Genomic DNA, 18,607 nt, shown 5'->3' on the forward strand with positions numbered 1-18,607 from the left:
TTAAATTGAAATGACTTTCTCGGTTGAGCTTAACATCTGACTTCCATCCAGCATCATGCTGCCATCTAACTTCCAATAATGGTTTCGAATTTTCACGTTGCCTTCCTGATGATGATCCATTCGATGCTGGATGACTAGTTTTGTACGGTTCAAATATCGCATAGGCTCCTCTGTCCATCCCGACAAAGAGGCTATTCCATTCAGTAACTCAACACCATCTAAATACCATGGCTTCCCACCAAAAAAGCGAACTCTCGATCGTAATCGGATACGAGAAACCATATCAGTCTCATGAAGAAATGCAAGCCTAGTTTTGTTATTCATATAAAATACAAGATGAGCAGGCTTAATATCCTCTATGATCTTTTTGAAATCAATCATATTTTCAGGAATACGGTTTTCAAAGCTTAAACCGAACTTATACTCCGTCGGATGAAAGTCTACTTCCCCTTCCACACCAAAAGAGTTCATGATTTTCCGTATTAAGTCTCCTGAAAATTTACCGCTTCCACGGAGTTTCGACTCCACAACAGAACGTCGCTGTTCCAACGGCTTTTCCAAATCGACCGGGATACCTAACTCCATCTCCCAGCTTTCCAGCGCCCAAGTGGCGGTGCGTACAAAAAATTGGGCTAATGTTTCATCCAGCGCGAGATATAGGGAATCTAGTTCACTACCCTTTACATCCATATTGACGTGCATAACACGGGAGTTCTCATAATAGGCCGGAAGATAGGAAAATAGCTCAAGACCCTGCAAACTGTTTATCTGGCCCTCTGTAACTCCTGCTAAAGTAGTTATCTGTTTAGCAAAAGTGCCACTACGGTTTGTGCTTTTTCCCTGGTCTGGGTTATTCAATAAATTTTTAAAACTGTTCGTTACATCATTACTCACTGACGCTCACCGTCCCCAGCACGGCTACCTGACCTGATCCAATCTCAATATTCTGATTGCTCTGTCCGTTGATTTTCAGCTCAGAGAAATCAATAATAATTGGAATGTCTAACAGCACAGCAGAAATCCGGGTGTACCTTACCAACGGATCTGCCTTGTAAAAAGCAAGCTGCTTCAAATACGTCAGCACACCGTTTTCGATCAGCTTTTTGATTTCATCCAGTGTGGACGGCTTCTCTTTGGTGCGCTGTACCTTGACCGAAATGTTAATCTCCACTTCTGTCGCTGGCATGATCGTCACCACGGGACCTGCTGGTGCCAGCCCTTCCCCTTGCCCATCCTGAGTCGGATCAATATACTTCTGCACCGCAGCCACGATATCCGGACTGGCAGCTCGTTTGTCCGTATCCAGCACATATAACCCCACTGTTCCTGGCCCTTTCCAGAGCGGAACAACTTCCACGCCACCCACTCCAGCAATCTCATTCGCCCACTGGGTATACTGCGCCTTGTTGCCGCTTGTACCCTGGTTCCGCACCTTGGCATAAAACCGCTCCAGCAACAGCTGGTCGCTCTCAACGTCTGTGCCGCTTTTGGTTTCCTCCGTATTGATCACGGAGGAAACCCCGCTAATCGGAGTAGCCATCACCTGAATGACACCCGCTGGCACGTTGCCGCTGCGTCCAGGATTAACCGCCCGAATGGCCGCTTCCCCGGTGCCCTGTTCATCCAGCGTGACCGATGCCGTGGTCGCATATTCAATAGAGGCTTCCCCGGATACATCATCTGCTGGAGTCGCCACCAACGTTCCCGCCGGAACGATTGTTCCAGCTGTGCCTGTGAACTTGACCTTCCCTGAGGCCGCAACGGCTTCCCGTCGTGTCACTCCATGCTCTGCTGTACGCAAATCCAGTTCCGGCGAGCGAAAATCCGGGTTATCACTGGCTGCTGTGCTGGCAAAACCCCGACGCAGCAGCTCCTGCGCCCAGATTGCCGCTTCAGAGAGCATAAATGCTACTGGCGCCTGCGCATCCCAAATAAAAGAGCCCTCGGACTTATCGATGTCCGAAGGCACTTTTTCCAGCATTCGATTTAAAATTTCCTCTTCCGTCTGGTCTACCAAATATTCCGGCAAGTCTGCCATTAGATCACCACACTTTCCACAATTTCTGTCTCATCCCGCACGTTCGTAATCTGGCAGCTAAAATAGCATACCTCACCTTCCCAGCGAAACGTGAACTGATCCACACTAGCCGTACGTGCATCTGCTAGCAACGCCTCTGTGACCATGCGCTTAATTTCACTTTCTTGCACACCGTGCCCATAGCTGCTGCCAATCAGCTCCTCCAGCTCACTTCCATAGTCAGGCGAATAGATCACATGACGATAGCGAGGAGTGCGTATGGCTTTTTCACACCACTGTACCCAAGCTTCTTTCTCGCCTGTAGTCACGATTTTACGGCTAGGGCTCATTACAAACTCCCCAGCTTCAAAATCAAATCTCCAGCTTCGCCCAAATACAGCACGGTTATCCTCCAGTACATCCGGGTCAGTCACATCTGTGTCTGTCCAGATCATATCATCTGTTTCGGGAAACAAATTAGCCACGTCCATTCACCACCTTGCACACGACCACCACATCGTTACCACTATTCACCCGCATCGCCAGTACACGATCCCCGGGCTTAAGTCCTTTGTTCAGGCTCAGATTTACATCCTCCAGCTCATCCTCCCCGATATAAAAAGAGGTTTTCAGCTCTTTGCCTTCCCAATTTTCAGATTCCACCGAGGTTGAGGTACCTTGGTACATATGACGTGGTACAGATAGTAGCCCCGGCAGCTCGGCGACTAGATAATCCTGAAGCTCATGTTTAAAATCATCCAGCTTGAGTCCTGTGGAAGTGATGGTACCTAATACTGCACCTACTCCACTCAGCGCTTGCTTGGTGTGTTTATGAAATGAAGATTGCAGCGCAGTGGCTAAATGCCCGTAGGGGTCCTTATTCAAGGTAAAACCTCCTTTTTACATCGTCATACGTTCCGAGTTCTAGCGACATACTGCCAGGGTTGCCCAATTCCCTGCTTACTGAAATCACCAGCAGCTTCATGTTCCCTAACATTACCGCGTCTCCTGCTCGAATCGTATTCATATCTGGTGCATTTACCGATATCGTTTGTTGTATGCCTCTCAGCTTACTTTTGGCCAACTCACGTGCCGCCGCACCCGATTTCACCTCGTCATCCTGTACGATCACCTGAAGTGTTCCATATTTGGCAATATCCTTTTCCTCAAGCGCCATCACCTTGGAAGGAACCTCTTTCCCCGTTTCACTGGCCGCCGTAGCCAACACCTTTACTCTCGTGGCTGCGCCTTCCAATGTACGGGATTGTGTCGTATCAGTCACTCTCTCCAAGACGTACACATCTTTGTTCGTGCCCAGTTCGTACAGCTCCAAGCCGGAAGAAATCATACGTGGATGATACAGCTTGCCGCCCGCCTTGGCCGTCTCCCGCAGATCGCCCAGCATCATGGAATAAATGGACTGCGTCCGGTATACGGCGCGCCCGAGCTGCTTTTTTGTGTCCGGCAAAGAAGCGATTTTCAGCTTCCAATCCCTCGCATATTTCTGAAAACGCTGGGTAGCCGTCTGCTTGGCAGGGAGCAAATATTCATCCTCGGACTTGTCCAAATATACCGTACGGTCATATAGCGTCAGCGTCATACGTTTAAGCCCGTTGTTGGAGGTTTCCACTTCCCAGATCACCGCTGGAGATAACAAAGGAACATAGTCTTTTTTACCATAAGGAATACCACTAACCCGGATTGACATCCCTGGAGAAATGGTCGGCATATCGGACGTAACGACCAAATTGACCGTCCCCTGATAGGCGATTTGCTCCAGCGAATCTCTTAAATTAATGTTCTCCACAAGTGGCGAAAGATCATATTTATCCTGTAAAATGACTTTATAGCTCATGACAGCACCAGCTTTTGCCCCGGTTTAATCGCATTCGGATTTTTCCCGATGGTCTTTTTGTTAAGCTGATAAATGCGACTCCATTGCGAGCTGTCTCCCAGCTCCAGCTTGGCAATTTTGGACAAGGAATCTCCCGATTTAACCGTGTAAGTTTTCTTTTTTTCTTTCATATCCGTGCGAGGCTTTTTGTTGACTGTCGCGGACTTCGAGCCGGTACCAGATTTTTTGGCTACCTTCATTTCACTCCAGGTTCGCAGTGACAAATCAAAATTCACATCCCCATATTCCCCGCCCCGAAAGGTCGAATTATGAGAAGCTACAATTACGGGTACGTTCACAGCTGTCTCCGTAATGATAAAACGTAGCGGACTCTTGGATAACAAAAAGCCATTCAACGTGTTCATGGCCTCCTGCGGATCAGGGATGTCTTCATATGTGCAATATGCTGGATTGTATTCTTTCGGAAAAAAAGAAGAGAAGGAGATTTCCTTCACCTTCTCCCCTTGTGGAAAGTCAAACTCCCCATAGGATAAAATCGTCGTTGTATCAAATCCCTTTTGTCGTGAAATCGTTACTTCCTCAGGATTTACTGGAAACTGAAACTTTTTTCCCTTACCATCCGTCAAACTAAATTCCATCTTTCTCCTCCTTCCCTATTGCTACCATTTACTGCATTACATAGCTCCAGCGCCCGTTGGCTTGGTGTTCTGCGTTGCACGCAAAATTTCAGCTTTAAGACGGTAGCCAATCTGCGTAATAAGCCCATCCACATCCAGCTTGTTCTCATGTACAGTGACCTGTACAGCCCCCGCAGGAAGATTAAATTGATTGGTGGTTTCGGTTTTAAAATCCTTCAAAAAGCCAGACAATGTTCCCATTTGTTCAGGACTGATCTGTACTACTTGAGGAGTGGGATTACCGTTGGCCTTACCTTTAGCTTTGGCGCCATTGTTCGCATGCGCCGCAGTATTCAACATTGGGCTTGGGTTTACCCCTTGGTTAGCGATAGCCATCGGTCCGTAAGGATTAGAAACGCCTTTGGCGCCCGGTTGTGGAGGCACGAATGCGGATGCACTATATAAAGGCGGCATAGTTGCTAAGGGCTTAAGGGACGCACCTATATTTGAATTAGGTGGGATTGAAGGTTTATGAACTTCAGGTGGCTTAGTTGGCTCTTTTTTAGGTTCGTCTTTTTTACCGAAAGAAAAGAAAACAGAAAAACTTTTACCAAAGTCTCCAGCCTTATCTGAAAGCCAACCTTTGACCTGGGAAGCCTTTTCTCCAAGAAGTTTACCAGCGGACTTTGCCTTTTCCATCATAGCTGGACCATAATCTGAGACTAAGCCGCCAATTTTACCTCCAATCCAATCACCTGCCATACTGCCCAGTGTAGAGCCAATAACAGTACCTGCTCCTGGAATCACTGAACCTACAATACCGCCGACGGTTCCCAATACTCCCCCACCAATAGCAGAGCCTATGGCTTGTGAGCGTTCTTTACCAGGAGCAGATTGAGCGATATTCATAATATCCATCCCATAGCTTAGTGGCCCCAACAATTTCTTCGCGCCGCCTTTTAAAAGGTTTTTGAACAAGCCTGATCCGGCTTCCTCAACCGCGCCAGCAGTGCTAGGGTTTATAATACTAGAAGCCGCGCTAGAAACTGCATCTATAGCAGCACTGCCACCGCTTTTAATATTCCCAATCATTCCGCCGCCGCCTTTAAAAAAATCCATCACCCCTTCTAACATGTCTCCAGTACCGCCGAAACTTTCGAGAACTTCACCGCCAGCCTTACCTAATGCAGCTCTGTTCTCCCATATTTTTCTTGCCCCATTAGCCAATTTTTGCCTTCTTGTAGCTCCCCCAACCGATTTGACTTTATCCCATTCCGCTCTAAAAGCACCCCTTTTTTCCTTTAATTCAGAAAATCCCTTCATGCCTTCGCCAATCTTTTTGACACCCCCGAGGGTATCTTTAAGATTTTCCAAAAAACCCTTAGGCTCTTCTTCTTTCGCCTCACCACCGATCTTCAGAGAACCTAATTTAGTACTCAAATCCGCAATAGCCTTCGTATTGGCCTCTACAGCAGTAGTATTTGCTTTCAAAACCGTACTCAAATTATTATCAGACTTGACCGGGTCTGCTTTAGCAGTGCCGCTATTTACCTTCACATTCACATTCCCAGAGGCATTAATAATCTGAGATTTAACCCGGTTAATCTTGTTTAACAGATTATCCAAGCCTTTGGAGGCCATATCGTTCAGGACAATTTCCGGAGCCATGCGGGTACGACCGATTTTTAGAACGCGTCCCTGAATTCGCTCAAAATAGCGTTCCATTGCGCGCAATTCTCTGTTGGCCTTAATGACGTTTTTGGGATCGATCACAAGGTTCATACGGTAATTTAATGCTTCTGCCATCTATCATGTTCACCTCCTTGTTTATGCTTTTGAAGCTGCAATGCTATCCATTTCCTGTTCAGCAAACGCCAGCAGCAGCATGCGCTCACCGCGGGGAAGCCGCCAAAAGTCTCCGGGACGAAGGTGGTGCCGGACCCACAAGTGGTACAGCATCGTCGTCATTCTCCCGGAGCCAATTAGTTTTTTAGATCAGCAATCTCAACGCCAAAACCGGACAGTTCCAGCACTTTATCTCCCACTGCATCCAGTTCACCCGCCAGCAGCATACGGCGGACAGACTGTTCGCCACCGGACAGCTTCAAGCGGCTTGTAATCCGGGGATCTCCCCAACCATTAAGGGACAGGCCCTTCACTTCCAACTTTCCGGTGGCTTCCGAAATCAACAAGGCGTTGAACGTTTCGGTATCTACCTTTTCGTCTACAGCACCCTTCACGGTTCGGCGAATCGTGCAACGCTCACGAATGCTGTCCACCTTACTAGAGGTCAGTCCGTGCAGTACAATTTTCATATCGAGGCGCTTGATACGAACCGTTTCTTCCGGTAGTTTCTCAGCGGCTTCAAACAGACTGTCCAAAATTTGTTCTTCTGTCATATTCTCATTCAAACTCATAGGTCATTCTCCCTTATTGTTAATTTCAGAATTTTAAAAATCCTTATTTGTATTTGGGGAACGGGACACCTGACAGCATCCCAATTCCCCGTTAACCAATTTAGTTCGCTACAATCGGATCCAGCAGCTCATAGCCTTCGAAGGTGAAGGTCGTTTCTTCCTGTACTTCCTCGCCTGCTGTCCAGTTGGCTAGCTGGATTTTGTCAGCAGTGCAACGGATGAGACGAATACTTTCATGTCCAAAAGCTTCTGGATCATCCAGCTTCGTAATAATCTCAAAACGATTAAAACCACGACGAATCATATCGGACGTAACTTTGTAGCCACTCATCGTCCCCGTCCCTTTTTTGATGCCGCGCTTATGCACCTTCCACTCATTGCCCACGAGATTCAGCTCGCGTTTTTCCATTTCCACGCTGGCTTCCAGCTTATTGATATTCGTCTGCCACACCCCATCCACATGCGCCTGACCAAACGTACCTAAAATAACTCTTGAAGCATCCAACATTTCTTTTTCCTCCTCAAAATAATTCATAATATAGTTCGGGATTTCACAAAATCCTCGTTGTTAAAATGCTACTGCAATCCTACTGAGCGCCACCGAAATGCTTAGGCGCGTAAAATGCTTATTTATTGCACGTAAAATGTGCCGAACAGCTGCTCCATCACGTCGGTGAGCTTCACATTCCATTGCAGGAACACTTGATCCGGCTCCGGCTTGATGACTGGCGCATCACCGTAGTAAGCCGGATCGAGAATGACATCGTAGCCATCCGCCTCGATCACGTTGCTCAGCGACAGCTGTGCCAGGTATTCTTTGATCGCACCGATGAGTGCCAGACGGCCTTCTACTGTGTTGTTGATTTTGCCAATGTAAGTCTCTTCGGCTGCACGCTGCAAGTCAGCGTTAATGGCATCCATGACACGGATGGAACGGATTTTCTTCCACGCATTGTTTTGTCCGGCAGACGGGTTCACCAAGCTGTTGATTCCACGCAGCGCTTTGACCTGACGGCCATCGAAGAACAGGAGGAACACCCCGTTACGGACAGCCTGCTCCTGCTCGGAACGTGTCCAGCGGCGGGTTACATCCTCAAAAGGCGTAACCGCATACGTTGCGGATTGGTTCAACCGTTGGCCTGCGATCAGTCCGGCTACATAGGCAGCCGTTTGGGCGGAGCTGTAGTCCGTACCTGCCAGACGTACGCCTGTGCCCACGTTTACGATGCCTTCATGGTTCAGTGCCAAAGAACGTGCAGAAGCCAAGCTGACAGCCGTTTTGGACACATCATCTGCTGCAGAACCGCCGAATACAGCGATGACGCCTTTGCCTTCATTCCGGACACGTTTGATCCAGGCAGCAAAGCTTTGCAGCAATGCCAGATCGGCTGCATAATCCAGGGCCAGCACATTAAATTCCTGTCCCTCAAGTGCTTCCTGCATCGCAATGTAATCGGCATTAACCAGCTTGCTATTGCCGCTATTGCCACCTGTCAGATGTACGCCGCTGACATCCGCTGGAATGCCGCCTTCGCCGACAACCTCAGCTTTTACCCATACGTTTTCGCTGTTTTCGTTCAGCGCTTTGGCAATCGAAGCAGCCGTACCGTCGCTGCCTTTGTACGTACCCAGCAGTTTGGTTCCTTCATAGAGGCGCACCTCACGAGCTTGCTCGTCGCCCAAAGTTGGCTGTACCGTTACGGCAAAACCATTACCGCGGCTACCTGTGTACAAAGCCTTCAAACGCAGCACGTCGGTTGGGGTCTCGCCACCACTTTTCAGCGTTACAGACGCCTCAGCAGCCGTGTCATCTGCCAAGCGATAAGCGAGCAGTTTTTTCGGACCGCCCAGCAAAGCCAGATACAACGTGGAATATGCTGTCGCACCATTCTCACTGCCGCCGGAGAAGATTTGGCTAATAGCCGTTTCGCTGCCCACCTCTACAAACTCACGTACAGGGCCCCAATTCGCCTTGACGGGTACAACGACCGTACCACGTGATCCACCTTGAATCGCTGAAGCTGCTGCTGCCTGAAAATTCATATACAAACCCGGTAATACCGGTTTATTCGTGTTTTCCCATGTTCCGCCTGCCATAATTAATCCACCTTCGCTTTCATAAATTGTTCGATTTTAGTGTGTGCTTCTGCTACCGTAAACAGCTTGTCCTGTGTGCCAAAAAAGGCGCCTGCCAGCACTTCTACTTTTACAGAAAATAATTGTTCTGCGTGTTCCTTTAGTTCCTCTAGCGTATAGCGTGGGCCACTTGCTTCCTGCCCGCTATGTAGCGGAGTCTTCTCATGGCTTTCCAAGGTCACTCGGACCACCTCATTTCAAAATAGGATGAATTTCCACTCTGCGAATCAATGCCGCTTCCTCAGCCGGACGCATACGCCGCTGTACCAGCGTCAGCCGAAGCTGACCGTCTAAAATGGCATCCGCCTGCAAATCGGCTGAGGCTTCAGCCGTAGACATATAACGGCCCTTGTCCTGCTCCAGAGGAAGCTGGATTTGAGCGGCAAAGCCTTCGACCAGCGCGGAAGCTGCGCGGTTCTCTTCGGTGGTGACCGGAGCAGTGATATGCCCGATGAACCGTTTGCGGAGCTCATACATGGAAGCTCCTGCCATCCGGGTTTCACAGCCGCTCAGCCGCCATAATACCGCGTGGCTTCCCGGCTGTGCGGGCCATGCGTCGGCGTATACCGACCACAATTCGCCCAGTTGCTTCTGCGTCCAGCCGACCAGTGCTGCCAACCATTCTTCCGGCTGTGCTACACCAGGTGCTGAAGCGGCCGATCCACCTTCTGTTTCAGGCACATACACGCCAAAACGCAGCGTTCTATAGGCCTTGCCCGTAACCGTGTCCAGCATTTCTGCATCCCGCACGCCCAGATAGTGCGCGGTAAAAGCAGACGTGTCCTCACCTTTACCTGTCACCGATGCTCGGTGCAGTCCGGCAATCAGGGTATTCGCCCATACATCGGCCTGCGCCAGCCCCGCTTGTCCTGCGTACAGCTTGATGCGGACAACCTGCCGGTAACCGGCCCAGGAAGACTTCCAGATTTCCTCGCCCAGCACCATAACCGCATACGGCTCCTCTGCCGTCTGCGACGGGGGTTGAACATCGTATACACGCCCTTGCAGCGCCGGAATAATGTCAATGAGCTTTTGCTTAAAGGCTTGTCTCATCCTGTGGCATGCCACCCTTGCGTATCCTGTGCTCGCATGCTGTGGCTGTTTAGCCAGGCTTTTTTCCACTTCCATGCTCTCAGCCGGCGTAGCCTTATACTCATGCATTGCAGCATCCCTTGCTTAGGCAACACGACTCCTCCTTTCTATACATCGAATTCCCGGGAAGTGACAAAGACGATGACCGCATGAAAAAACCGGCCCTATTGGCCGGCTAACGTTTGACAGTGTGTGTCTTCGGTATGTCCTCTTGTCTTGATTCCCGATGATATAATCTTACACCCTTATAACGAATGCGTTGCCGGGGAAATGGACGATAAAAGTAGAGACTAGGGATGAAGTTAGGTGGTATTTTGCGAACGTTTGTTCTTATATTAAAAAAGCGTTTACTCTCATTGTTGATGTGCACACAAAAAAATAACCGCCCTTTAAAAAAGGCGGTTATTACATCGTTCAATTCAATGAATTATAAATATTTGCAGTATACCTAGTGATGGCTTCATCGTAATCTGGATACTCATACTCCAAACTTCTGGCCACAGCCTTAGCGTATTTTCTAAACAATGCATAGCAAGTAAGTAAAGACTCCCACATTTCTCGATAGCCATTTTCAGAGTAACTGGATAGTAAACTTTCCCAGTCTTCATTAGGAAGGTACTGATTTATAAATTTATAGTTTTTTCCTACGCTAAAGGTGTACCCTTGCTCTGAGCCAATCTTCCAAGCCATCATTCGCAGCAAATTAGGTCGTGCTATCTCGTGCAAATGGTCAATAGCAAACAGGATTTCTTTTCTCGCCAATCCTTTTACGATATAAGTTGAAACCATCCAAAACTCATTACAGCAATCATCAAATTCCTTTGCCGTGGGCTTTTTAATCCAATATTGATGGTCGTTCGCGATCACTTCCTCTTGGATCAGCACATCCTTGTCGAGCAGAACCTCAACTAAACCATCGCTATTCGTAAAATAATCCTCTACCTCGTTTATAGGGATCAGTGTCAGATCTAATTTGTTTCCATCCTCAAAAAGAATGATATATGAAAACCAGTTACCTAGTTCTGATGGAAAAAGTTCCATATCCTCGGGTTTTTGCATCATAAGCCTATCCCCAAACACGTGGAGCCATTGATCACTTTCCTTGAAAGAATCCATATCTGTTACAAAGTAAGAAATATCATAATCTTGAAATGAATCAGGAGGAATATTGAAGTTTGTACGTGATCCTTCCATCGTGACCAATCGTATTCTTTTATCGTTCATAGCAAACTTTATAAGGATATTCATCATTTCTGGTTCACTTCTCAATACATCCGTCCTCCGTTCCTATTTTAATTGAGACCTATGCTTCTTATTCACCGTTGCGGTTCATACTCCTTGCTGTCTAGGTTAATAGAGCCACAGGTTGTGACCCCTATGCATTTACCTACCCCAGTCTTCGATCCGCACCCTTTTGCAAGCTTGCCAGATTCAGAACGCCTTGGTCTGCCAGCGCTAGCGCCATTTTGTAAAAAGCACGTGTGCGAAGCTTCGTATACGTATCTTTGCTGACTGGCGGGTCCAGCACATAATTGTAAACCTTGTAATCGAACACATCATCATCCTTTAAATAACGTTCACAGATCAGCAACTGTTCACGTTCATTCAAGCGGCTCACTACGGCATCCACCATTTGGCAATAGGCCAAGCGGGCGGCAGGAGCATCTACATTATATACAGCAGTCCGGGCCGTTGGGTCGCTTGTCACATTCGTGGGTCCGTTCGGGCGATCCGTATAGCCAGCAGTAATAAAGCTTTCCCGATCCATAAAGGTTATAGTTTTATAAATCCGGTATTTCTCAAATACACCCTCCAATGCATTCTGCGTTTTGCGACGGTCTAATTCGGGTAAGTTATTTCTCATGAAAAGCAACACTCCTTATATTATGCCTTTTGACAATGATGTATTTTCAAATAAAAACGCGTTTGTTTACATTGTGTTCCTCTTTTGTTCGTATCTTGAGTATAACATAACATTATTTAGGATAGGTATCCATCGTGAAAAAAAGCAATTTAACCCCAAAAACAGGATATTCGCTTTACTTTTCTATGCCTTTTGGCATATTACGTGCTTTTACTATTTGCCTAATGGTATAATAAAGCTAATTCTATGATTCTATTGCAGAAAGGAGCTCCATTGTGGAACAGCCAGCATTCGGAACTTACCTAAAACAGCAGCGTGAGCACAAGCAATTGAGCATCAACCAATTAGCAGATGCTGCAGGTATTAGTAATTCACAAATTTCCCGCATCGAAAATGGGCTGCGCGGAGTGCCCAAACCCTCCACCCTCCGCAAAATAGCGGACGCGCTCAGCGTATCTTATACCGAAATGATGAAGGCCGCCGGATATTGGGCGGACGATGATTCAATAGAGCAAAACCCACACGAACTTTATCGTTCTACTGTACCAGAATGGGCAAACTCCAAAGACCGCCGGGATTTTAAAAAAATGCTGGAGGAAGACGACGAATTAATGTTTGATGGCATTCCGCTGGATGAAAAAGACCGGCAACGAATCAAGGACGTACTGACAGGTCTGTTCTGGGAAGCCAAGCAAATGAACAAACATAAAAAGCCCGCAGATCCCGGTGCGAGCAAAGATCAGGGATAGTAGGTGATCGTATGAAGGAACTCATTCACCAACTTGTCCGAAAATACCGCACTAATTGCCCCTTCGATATTGCGAAAGCCCTAGGCATCCATATCCGATACTGCGATCTGGGTTCCACAACCAAAGGGTTGTATTATCACAAGCTGCGCAGAAGATTCATCGTCATTCACAATGGCCTTACACCAGAATGGGAACGGTTCGTCTGTGCGCATGAATTGGGACATGACCGACTGCATAAAGGTATTAGTCGCTTTTTTATGGAGGAGCATTCCTACTTTTCTTCAGGAAAATTTGAACAGCAGGCTAATCGCTTTGCCGTGCTTTTGCTGAGTGCAGGCAATCCGCCGCTGGCTGACGAAACATTGGATCACTATTTACCCCGGATCGGGCTGCCCAAAGAGACTGCCCTTTTTTTTGATCACAAAACAGAACAATAGTTCCTATTCTATGAGTTGCTGTCTATTACTGCCTCTACAATATAGGTAACTAGACGGTGGGTTTAACAACCGATATCTCAAAAAAATGTAGTGCTTTGATATAAAATAAGAGTTATTTTTACAATCATCTGATAAAATGTGGACGTAAGCGGTTTCTCTAATTCATTCATTTTATGGGAGGTTGAAGGAACAACATGAACTCATGGAAAAAACTCTCGTCGATCTTGACGACCGCCGCGCTTCTGTTCGGATGTCTCGGCACAGCAGCAGCGGACCCAGCTACTAATGCGGGAACAGCGGGAACGGGGACAACAACGACTCCAGTCAGCGGTAAACACATCACCATCCTACATACGAATGATACCCATGCTCACGTGGTCGCTAACGACAAGGAAATGGGGTTCGCCAAGCTGGCGGGAATCATCGACCAATATCGCGCCGCTAACCCTAATACATTGCTGCTGGATGACGGGGATACCGTTCATGGAACGACCTTCGCTACTTTGGTCAATGGTGAGAGTATCGTAAAAGTAATCAACAAGCTGCGCTATGATGCAATGGTTCCGGGTAACCATGAGTTTAATTACGGCTGGAAGCATCTGGTTGAGCTGAGTAAAGAGATTCAGTTCCCTGTACTGAGCGCCAACATTAAGCAAACCGACGGAACACGCTTGTTCCAACCGTGTACTATTAAAGAAGTCGATGGCGTTAAAATCGGTATTATCGGCCTAACTACGCCTGAAACAGCATATAAAACCAATCCTAAAAATGTGGAGGGCATTCAATTCACCGACCCTGCGGCTGAAGCCAAAGCGGCAGTAGACGAAATCCGCAGCAAAGTAGATGTCGTCGTTGCTCTGGGTCACCTAGGACAAGATGCATCCAGCAAAGACACCAGCCTCAAGGTTGTGAAGGAAGTGCCTGGCATTGATATTTTCATCGATGGACACAGCCATACCGTGTTGGAAAAAGGCCTGGTCGGTGACAATGGCACGTTAATCGCTAGTGCAGGTGAATACACCAAGTATCTAGGTGTGGTGGATCTGTGGGTCGATGGCGGCAAGGTTATCCAAAAGCAAGCGAAGCTGATCGATTCGACTCAAGCTGCTGACGTGCAGCCCAACGCTGACATTGCTGCACTAATCGCCTCCATTCAGAAGGAGCAAGAACCCATTCTTAAAGAGGTTGTAGCACAAACCAGTGTAGATCTGGAAGGCGCGCGCGAAAAGGTACGTGCGGGTGAAACTAATCTCGGCGATCTGCTTACTGATGCTATGCGTGACGTTTCGGGAGCAGACGTGGCTTTAACGAACGGTGGCGGCATCCGTGCTTCCATCAAAGCAGGAACGGTTACCAAGGGAGACATCATCACCGTACTGCCTTTCGGCAACCAAATCGTTACCCTGAAAGTGAAAGGCTCTGACCTTCAGGCCGCACTGGAAAATGGCGCAGCCTCCTACCCGGAACCAAGCGGGGGCTTCCCTCAGGTGTCCGGTATCTCGTTCAAAATAGACACCTCAGCAGCCAAAGGCAACCGTGTTCACTCCATCCTGATTGCTGGAAAAGCCCTTGATCCTGAGGCAACATACACACTGGCTACCAATGATTTTACTGCCGTAGGTGGTGACCAATATACGATGTTCGCTAAATATCCACAGGCAGGTATGTTCGGATCGCTGGATGAAGCGTTAATCCGCTATATACAAAAGGCCGGGTCTACTAGCCTGCAAGTACAAGCGGCCGGCCGTATTCAGGAAGCCAAGGCAGACGGAAAAACTTCTGTCCCTGCCACACAAGCTGTACCGTCTGCTCCAGCCACGACGCCAGTACCTCTGCAGGAGATACCGCAATCCGATTCCACATCGGCTGCGAAACCAGCACCTGTGAAATCGACACCTGCCAAGTCTCAAACTAGCAAGCCACAGCAGGCTTCGGCTACTGCACAAGCTGCAAATAGCCACGTATATGTTGTAAAATCTGGGGATACACTGTATGACATTTCCCGCAAACACGGTACTACCTGGCAACAGCTTCAGCAGTTGAATAAGTTGAAGAATCCTCACCGCATTTATCCGGGTCAAAAGTTGGACCTCCCGGCCTAATTCAATAGCTAGCATAAACAGCATTCGGAATCCAAGTGGTTTCGGATGCTGCTATATGTCAGGATTTTTTAGATATGCGATAGTCCAAGCTCATTTGGACATCGCATATTTTTTTTGAAAGCAAGCCTTTTAACCGCTGACAAGTTGTGAACCGAGAGGTATGATGGAGAAGAGTTATTCGGGCAGAGAACATTTGTCCCGGTATCCATCGGGATCAGTTATGTGTGTGGAAGGAGTCCATTATATGCAATACATTATTTATGATCTTGAATTTACCGTTAGCCGTAACGCCAGATATTCCTCCGAAATTATTGATATCGGTGCCGTCAAAGTTATTCAGGGAGACGATGGCCTATTCGTTGCGGATACATTTCACAGTTTTGTGAGACCATCGAATCGACCTGTGATCTCTACAGATACCGTTCAATTCACGGGTATTACTCAACGAGACATTGATGCCGCTCCACTCTTTCCTGAAGCTGTGAAGCAATTTATTGCCTGGCTCGGTACAGATTCGCCCTATTATTTATGCGCATGGGGACCGGATGACCGTCAGAAGCTGGTATCCCATTGTCGTACCCATCATGTAGATCTCGGTTGGATTCATAATACAAATGATATACAGAAGCAAATTTCCCGTCTGTTTAGTTCCAATGGAAAGTATCGTCAGTTGAGCCTGTCTCAGGCGTTGGAATTGTGCAACATTGACTTTGACGGTCAACAGCATCGGGCACTGGATGATGCCGTGAACACCGCTCAGGTTTTCATGTACCATTTTGATCGTCTTACATTAGTTCATAATGCTGCCGACGATGAGGAAAGTCGCGGCTCGAAGCTCGTCTACTCCTCACCAGAAGAAGAACAGGAGCAGTACAGTCCCTTCGGCAATCTCGCCAACCTGTTTAAGGACCGTTAAGCAGATAGCTCCCCGGCCCGTTCCGGGGGATCTTCCCCCTGTTATTCTTGATTTCCTGCCTTTTTATCGAAGTAAAACGCCCCCCAGGTTCGCAGCATTTCTTGCATACGTTTGCGGTACCGTAAAGGTTCCAGAATCTCGGCCTCAGCTCCATAGGATGTGAGCCAATCCAGAAATTCACGGTCATGATTGACCGTCACCTCAAACAACAAACTTCCATCTGGCAAATCCTTGAGAAGAGGCTTGATGAACAGCTCCTCTTCTTTGACCCGATATACAGAATCGGCAGAGAAACGTACGACAAACCGAATATTTTGATTTCCTTTGGTCACCGACCAGGTGCCTTTAAAAAACATTTCCATTTCAGATGTATTTTTTTGAAACGTATACGGCAAAATCCTCATATTCCGAAAACGGCTGATCCGAAAGGTTCTCATGGCGGATTGCTTATGACAAAAACCAAGCATATAGAATCGCCGATCTTGAGGAACCAAACAATAAGGATCTACTTGCACCAATGATACATCTTCATTTTGAGGCGAGCTGTATTCCGCTTCAATTGTCTGCTGCGTAAGACTCGCCAAAACAATCAGCCTGAGCAGATAGGGCTGGTTTTCCCGATCAAGTGTCGAGCCGAGCCGGATGATATTTTTCATTTCCTGCGCGAAGCTCGTCTGGTCCATCTTTTTTTTCTGACTAGAGGCCATCACTTTCTCATAAGCACTTTCAAAAGCTGGCGGTAGAAGAGGCTTTATCGTTTCCATCATCTCTCCCAGCTTGGTAAAAGCCTCTGCCTCTTCTTCTGTCCAATTCAGAGGATACAAAGCAAAATTGCTAATAAAAATGTACCCCTTGCCATGCCCCATATTCGTAATCGGAATATGCATAGCGCTTAGCGCCTCCATATCTCGGTATATGGTACGTTCTGATGTTTCACAACGTTCGGCAAGCTCTCTTGCCAATATTCCTGGATTTGCCTGAACAATAGTAATAATCCGCATTAAACGTATCAACCGATCAGTCAAGGAAGTCTCTCCTTTACAAAAAGATAGTAAATTAGACTCACTAATTTGCACAAATAAACTAGCACAATTACCTATCTCAACCTATTATTCTTCGTAAAACGAACATCTCCTAACGATATTTCCTTATTAAAAAAGACCTTAGAACTATACGCAGTAAACGATACAAAAGACCCACTCCATTTATTGCGTATGGATAGAAGTAACTCGGCTTCCTCAAGATAATCCATGTCTTCGCTTCTAGCTGCACATATAAGCAATTCATCTGCTTGTCTCGTAAGGATGAACGCCCCTCGCTCAGGCTCCCCTTTCTCATACATACGTAATGCCTTTTTTACAATTGGGGACGTCTCATTCAGCTTTATGTATTTTTCCACCTTCGGGTTGGATGGAATGCTCAGCAGACCAAGATGATGCGTGTAATGGATATAAAGCTGGTCTGTGCGGATCAGCGTTCGCTTTTCCTGCGATGGCTTGCGCCAGCTCCACTCGATCATTCCAATCGTATGTCTTCCGGACGCGTGAGCCGGTATAGAAAACGTTAAAATAGCTTGTCTATATTTTCCCCGTCGCACATCACCACAGTGAACCAGCATGCAATCTCCGTTTTCTGATTGTTTAAACCCGAGCCTCACCCCTTCAGCTTTTAATAGATTTACCCCGTTTTCTGGAATGAACTGAAGTTGAAGGTCACATCCCGCTGCCTTCGGTATTAGATTCCCTTTTCTTTTACGTATAGCCCCATAGCCCCATTCTATCAGTAGATTTGCTTGTTTGGACCCATTCGCCGATATAGACTCTTTGTCCCATGTGTACGTTACATTGAGCATTGACTTCACCACTGGTAAATTCCCCCTAAAAGAACATGTAACTCTAAATTAACAGTGTTATCTGACACTATATTGTCAGGGAACATATGTTTGATTGTGAAAATTATACATGGTAATCTTTATGAAAGGGGACCTAATTCGGCAAATAACATTTTCATCCATTCTAATTACATAAATACGCAAAAATAGCCCGGCTTTTGCCGGGCTACACGATAGTCTGCTTCTATATTTAAAATTATGAAATCGTAGTTTCTGTTAAAGATACTTTCGTATTTGTGCAAATATCGGATATTGGAGCAAATGTAGTGCTATCCACGATAAGCTCCTTCGATAATGGCTTGCCATTTACAGTGATTTTTAAAATTGTATAGTTTTGTTCTCTCTCATTCATCTTTCAAGATCTCCTTCTATATCTATTTTAATATTTCTAGTTCATATATTTTGTTCAAGCCCTGATCAGGTGCGGATGGTTCTTAACTCGTTTGTTGGGAAAAATGCCGGAATGTTGCCGCTTCCTTGATATACCCGTTTTAGGTTACACTTAAACTAATAA

22 protein-coding genes are annotated in these 18,607 nt (G+C 47.0%); 4 read left to right on the plus strand and 18 right to left on the minus strand.

The genetic code is table 11. The features are described 5' to 3' along the window. The 15 genes from G7035_RS02910 to G7035_RS02975 form a co-directional block, all read right to left on the minus strand. A complete protein-coding gene (locus tag G7035_RS02910) occupies positions 1 to 894 on the minus strand; it encodes a putative phage tail protein (protein ID WP_019686375.1) in 894 nt (297 codons plus the stop codon). Beyond that, entirely contained in the window at positions 887 to 2,038 is a 1,152-nt protein-coding gene (locus G7035_RS02915) for a baseplate J/gp47 family protein (RefSeq protein ID WP_019686374.1), read from the minus strand. The genes G7035_RS02910 and G7035_RS02915 overlap by 8 nt, the downstream gene beginning before the upstream one ends. Then, on the minus strand, positions 2,038 to 2,508 hold the full coding sequence (locus G7035_RS02920) for a DUF2634 domain-containing protein (RefSeq protein ID WP_019686373.1): 471 nt from the start codon (positions 2,506 to 2,508) through the stop codon (positions 2,038 to 2,040). Before G7035_RS02920 ends, G7035_RS02915 begins: the two co-directional genes overlap by 1 nt. Then, positions 2,495 to 2,902, minus strand: coding sequence for a hypothetical protein (locus tag G7035_RS02925; protein WP_019686372.1), 408 nt, complete (start codon positions 2,900 to 2,902; stop codon positions 2,495 to 2,497). The genes G7035_RS02920 and G7035_RS02925 overlap by 14 nt, the downstream gene beginning before the upstream one ends. Then, a complete protein-coding gene (locus G7035_RS02930; RefSeq protein ID WP_019686371.1) occupies positions 2,895 to 3,872 on the minus strand; it encodes an XkdQ/YqbQ family protein in 978 nt (325 codons plus the stop codon). The genes G7035_RS02925 and G7035_RS02930 overlap by 8 nt, the downstream gene beginning before the upstream one ends. Continuing rightward, the gene (locus tag G7035_RS02935) at positions 3,869 to 4,510 is read right to left on the minus strand and encodes a LysM peptidoglycan-binding domain-containing protein (RefSeq protein WP_019686370.1); all 642 of its coding nucleotides are present in this window, start codon (positions 4,508 to 4,510) and stop codon (positions 3,869 to 3,871) included. Before G7035_RS02935 ends, G7035_RS02930 begins: the two co-directional genes overlap by 4 nt. A 36-nt stretch (positions 4,511 to 4,546) precedes the next feature. After that, entirely contained in the window at positions 4,547 to 6,295 is a 1,749-nt protein-coding gene (locus tag G7035_RS02940) for a hypothetical protein (RefSeq protein ID WP_019686369.1), read from the minus strand. Positions 6,296 to 6,316: 21 nt separating this feature from the next. Further along, on the minus strand, positions 6,317 to 6,448 hold the full coding sequence (locus G7035_RS27630; RefSeq protein ID WP_019686368.1) for a hypothetical protein: 132 nt from the start codon (positions 6,446 to 6,448) through the stop codon (positions 6,317 to 6,319). Positions 6,449 to 6,471: 23 nt separating this feature from the next. Then, complete coding sequence (locus tag G7035_RS02945) at positions 6,472 to 6,906, minus strand: phage tail assembly chaperone (protein WP_007429164.1); 435 nt, start codon at positions 6,904 to 6,906, stop codon at positions 6,472 to 6,474. A gap of 100 nt (positions 6,907 to 7,006) precedes the next feature. Beyond that, positions 7,007 to 7,414, minus strand: a complete 408-nt coding sequence (locus tag G7035_RS02950) for a phage tail tube protein (RefSeq protein ID WP_016821317.1) — start codon at positions 7,412 to 7,414, stop codon at positions 7,007 to 7,009. 122 nt (positions 7,415 to 7,536) lie between these two features. Continuing rightward, positions 7,537 to 9,003, minus strand: coding sequence for a phage tail sheath family protein (locus G7035_RS02955; protein ID WP_019686367.1), 1,467 nt, complete (start codon positions 9,001 to 9,003; stop codon positions 7,537 to 7,539). Between the two features lie 2 nt (positions 9,004 to 9,005). Then, a complete protein-coding gene (locus G7035_RS02960) occupies positions 9,006 to 9,224 on the minus strand; it encodes a YqzN/YkzM domain-containing protein (protein ID WP_016821321.1) in 219 nt (72 codons plus the stop codon). Positions 9,225 to 9,234: 10 nt separating this feature from the next. Continuing rightward, positions 9,235 to 10,203 (minus strand): hypothetical protein, encoded by a 969-nt coding sequence (locus G7035_RS02965; RefSeq protein WP_019686366.1) that lies wholly within the window; start codon positions 10,201 to 10,203, stop codon positions 9,235 to 9,237. A 345-nt stretch (positions 10,204 to 10,548) separates the two neighbouring features. Continuing rightward, positions 10,549 to 11,403, minus strand: coding sequence for an aminoglycoside 6-adenylyltransferase (ant(6), locus tag G7035_RS02970; protein WP_019686365.1), 855 nt, complete (start codon positions 11,401 to 11,403; stop codon positions 10,549 to 10,551). 118 nt (positions 11,404 to 11,521) lie between these two features. After that, positions 11,522 to 11,998: an ArpU family phage packaging/lysis transcriptional regulator gene (locus G7035_RS02975; protein WP_029514879.1), complete on the minus strand. Its 477-nt coding sequence runs from the start codon at positions 11,996 to 11,998 to the stop codon at positions 11,522 to 11,524. 275 nt (positions 11,999 to 12,273) lie between these two features. Between G7035_RS02975 and G7035_RS02980 the strand changes: the two genes are divergently transcribed. The 4 genes from G7035_RS02980 to G7035_RS02995 all read left to right on the plus strand — a co-directional run bounded on the left by G7035_RS02980 (position 12,274) and on the right by G7035_RS02995 (position 16,202). Beyond that, positions 12,274 to 12,747 (plus strand): helix-turn-helix domain-containing protein, encoded by a 474-nt coding sequence (locus G7035_RS02980; RefSeq protein ID WP_013369769.1) that lies wholly within the window; start codon positions 12,274 to 12,276, stop codon positions 12,745 to 12,747. Between the two features lie 11 nt (positions 12,748 to 12,758). After that, positions 12,759 to 13,184: an ImmA/IrrE family metallo-endopeptidase gene (locus tag G7035_RS02985; RefSeq protein WP_019686364.1), complete on the plus strand. Its 426-nt coding sequence runs from the start codon at positions 12,759 to 12,761 to the stop codon at positions 13,182 to 13,184. A gap of 194 nt (positions 13,185 to 13,378) precedes the next feature. Beyond that, positions 13,379 to 15,286: a 5'-nucleotidase C-terminal domain-containing protein gene (locus tag G7035_RS02990; RefSeq protein ID WP_019686363.1), complete on the plus strand. Its 1,908-nt coding sequence runs from the start codon at positions 13,379 to 13,381 to the stop codon at positions 15,284 to 15,286. 244 nt (positions 15,287 to 15,530) lie between these two features. Next, positions 15,531 to 16,202, plus strand: a complete 672-nt coding sequence (locus tag G7035_RS02995) for a 3'-5' exonuclease (protein ID WP_016821326.1) — start codon at positions 15,531 to 15,533, stop codon at positions 16,200 to 16,202. 41 nt (positions 16,203 to 16,243) lie between these two features. Here the strand turns inward: G7035_RS02995 and G7035_RS03000 are convergent, their stop codons facing one another. The 3 genes from G7035_RS03000 to G7035_RS03010 form a co-directional block, all read right to left on the minus strand. Continuing rightward, positions 16,244 to 17,227: a helix-turn-helix transcriptional regulator gene (locus G7035_RS03000; protein ID WP_016821327.1), complete on the minus strand. Its 984-nt coding sequence runs from the start codon at positions 17,225 to 17,227 to the stop codon at positions 16,244 to 16,246. A gap of 71 nt (positions 17,228 to 17,298) precedes the next feature. After that, positions 17,299 to 18,066, minus strand: coding sequence for a hypothetical protein (locus G7035_RS03005; RefSeq protein WP_019686362.1), 768 nt, complete (start codon positions 18,064 to 18,066; stop codon positions 17,299 to 17,301). A 223-nt stretch (positions 18,067 to 18,289) separates the two neighbouring features. After that, positions 18,290 to 18,445: a hypothetical protein gene (locus G7035_RS03010; RefSeq protein WP_016821329.1), complete on the minus strand. Its 156-nt coding sequence runs from the start codon at positions 18,443 to 18,445 to the stop codon at positions 18,290 to 18,292. Positions 18,446 to 18,607: the final 162 nt, after the last annotated feature.

The organism is Paenibacillus polymyxa, from assembly GCF_015710975.1.
Classification (GTDB): Bacteria; Bacillota; Bacilli; order Paenibacillales; family Paenibacillaceae; genus Paenibacillus; species Paenibacillus polymyxa.

Bases quoted from the DNA above. Each gene is read 5' to 3' on its own strand.
- G7035_RS02950 (WP_016821317.1), bottom strand. From the start codon at position 7,414: ATGTTGGATGCTTCAAGAGTTATTTTAGGTACGTTTGGTCAGGCGCAT.
- G7035_RS02990 (WP_019686363.1), top strand. From the start codon at position 13,379: ATGAACTCATGGAAAAAACTCTCGTCGATCTTGACGACCGCCGCGCTT.
- G7035_RS27630 (WP_019686368.1), bottom strand. From the start codon at position 6,448: ATGCTGTACCACTTGTGGGTCCGGCACCACCTTCGTCCCGGAGACTTT.
- G7035_RS02975 (WP_029514879.1), bottom strand. From the start codon at position 11,998: ATGAGAAATAACTTACCCGAATTAGACCGTCGCAAAACGCAGAATGCA.
- G7035_RS03010 (WP_016821329.1), bottom strand. From the start codon at position 18,445: ATGAATGAGAGAGAACAAAACTATACAATTTTAAAAATCACTGTAAAT.
- G7035_RS02940 (WP_019686369.1), bottom strand. From the start codon at position 6,295: ATGGCAGAAGCATTAAATTACCGTATGAACCTTGTGATCGATCCCAAA.
- G7035_RS02920 (WP_019686373.1), bottom strand. From the start codon at position 2,508: ATGGACGTGGCTAATTTGTTTCCCGAAACAGATGATATGATCTGGACA.
- G7035_RS02915 (WP_019686374.1), bottom strand. From the start codon at position 2,038: ATGGCAGACTTGCCGGAATATTTGGTAGACCAGACGGAAGAGGAAATT.
- G7035_RS02995 (WP_016821326.1), top strand. From the start codon at position 15,531: ATGCAATACATTATTTATGATCTTGAATTTACCGTTAGCCGTAACGCC.
- G7035_RS02985 (WP_019686364.1), top strand. From the start codon at position 12,759: ATGAAGGAACTCATTCACCAACTTGTCCGAAAATACCGCACTAATTGC.
- G7035_RS02965 (WP_019686366.1), bottom strand. From the start codon at position 10,203: ATGCATGAGTATAAGGCTACGCCGGCTGAGAGCATGGAAGTGGAAAAA.
- G7035_RS02935 (WP_019686370.1), bottom strand. From the start codon at position 4,510: ATGGAATTTAGTTTGACGGATGGTAAGGGAAAAAAGTTTCAGTTTCCA.
- G7035_RS02955 (WP_019686367.1), bottom strand. From the start codon at position 9,003: ATGGCAGGCGGAACATGGGAAAACACGAATAAACCGGTATTACCGGGT.
- G7035_RS02945 (WP_007429164.1), bottom strand. From the start codon at position 6,906: ATGAGTTTGAATGAGAATATGACAGAAGAACAAATTTTGGACAGTCTG.
- G7035_RS02930 (WP_019686371.1), bottom strand. From the start codon at position 3,872: ATGAGCTATAAAGTCATTTTACAGGATAAATATGATCTTTCGCCACTT.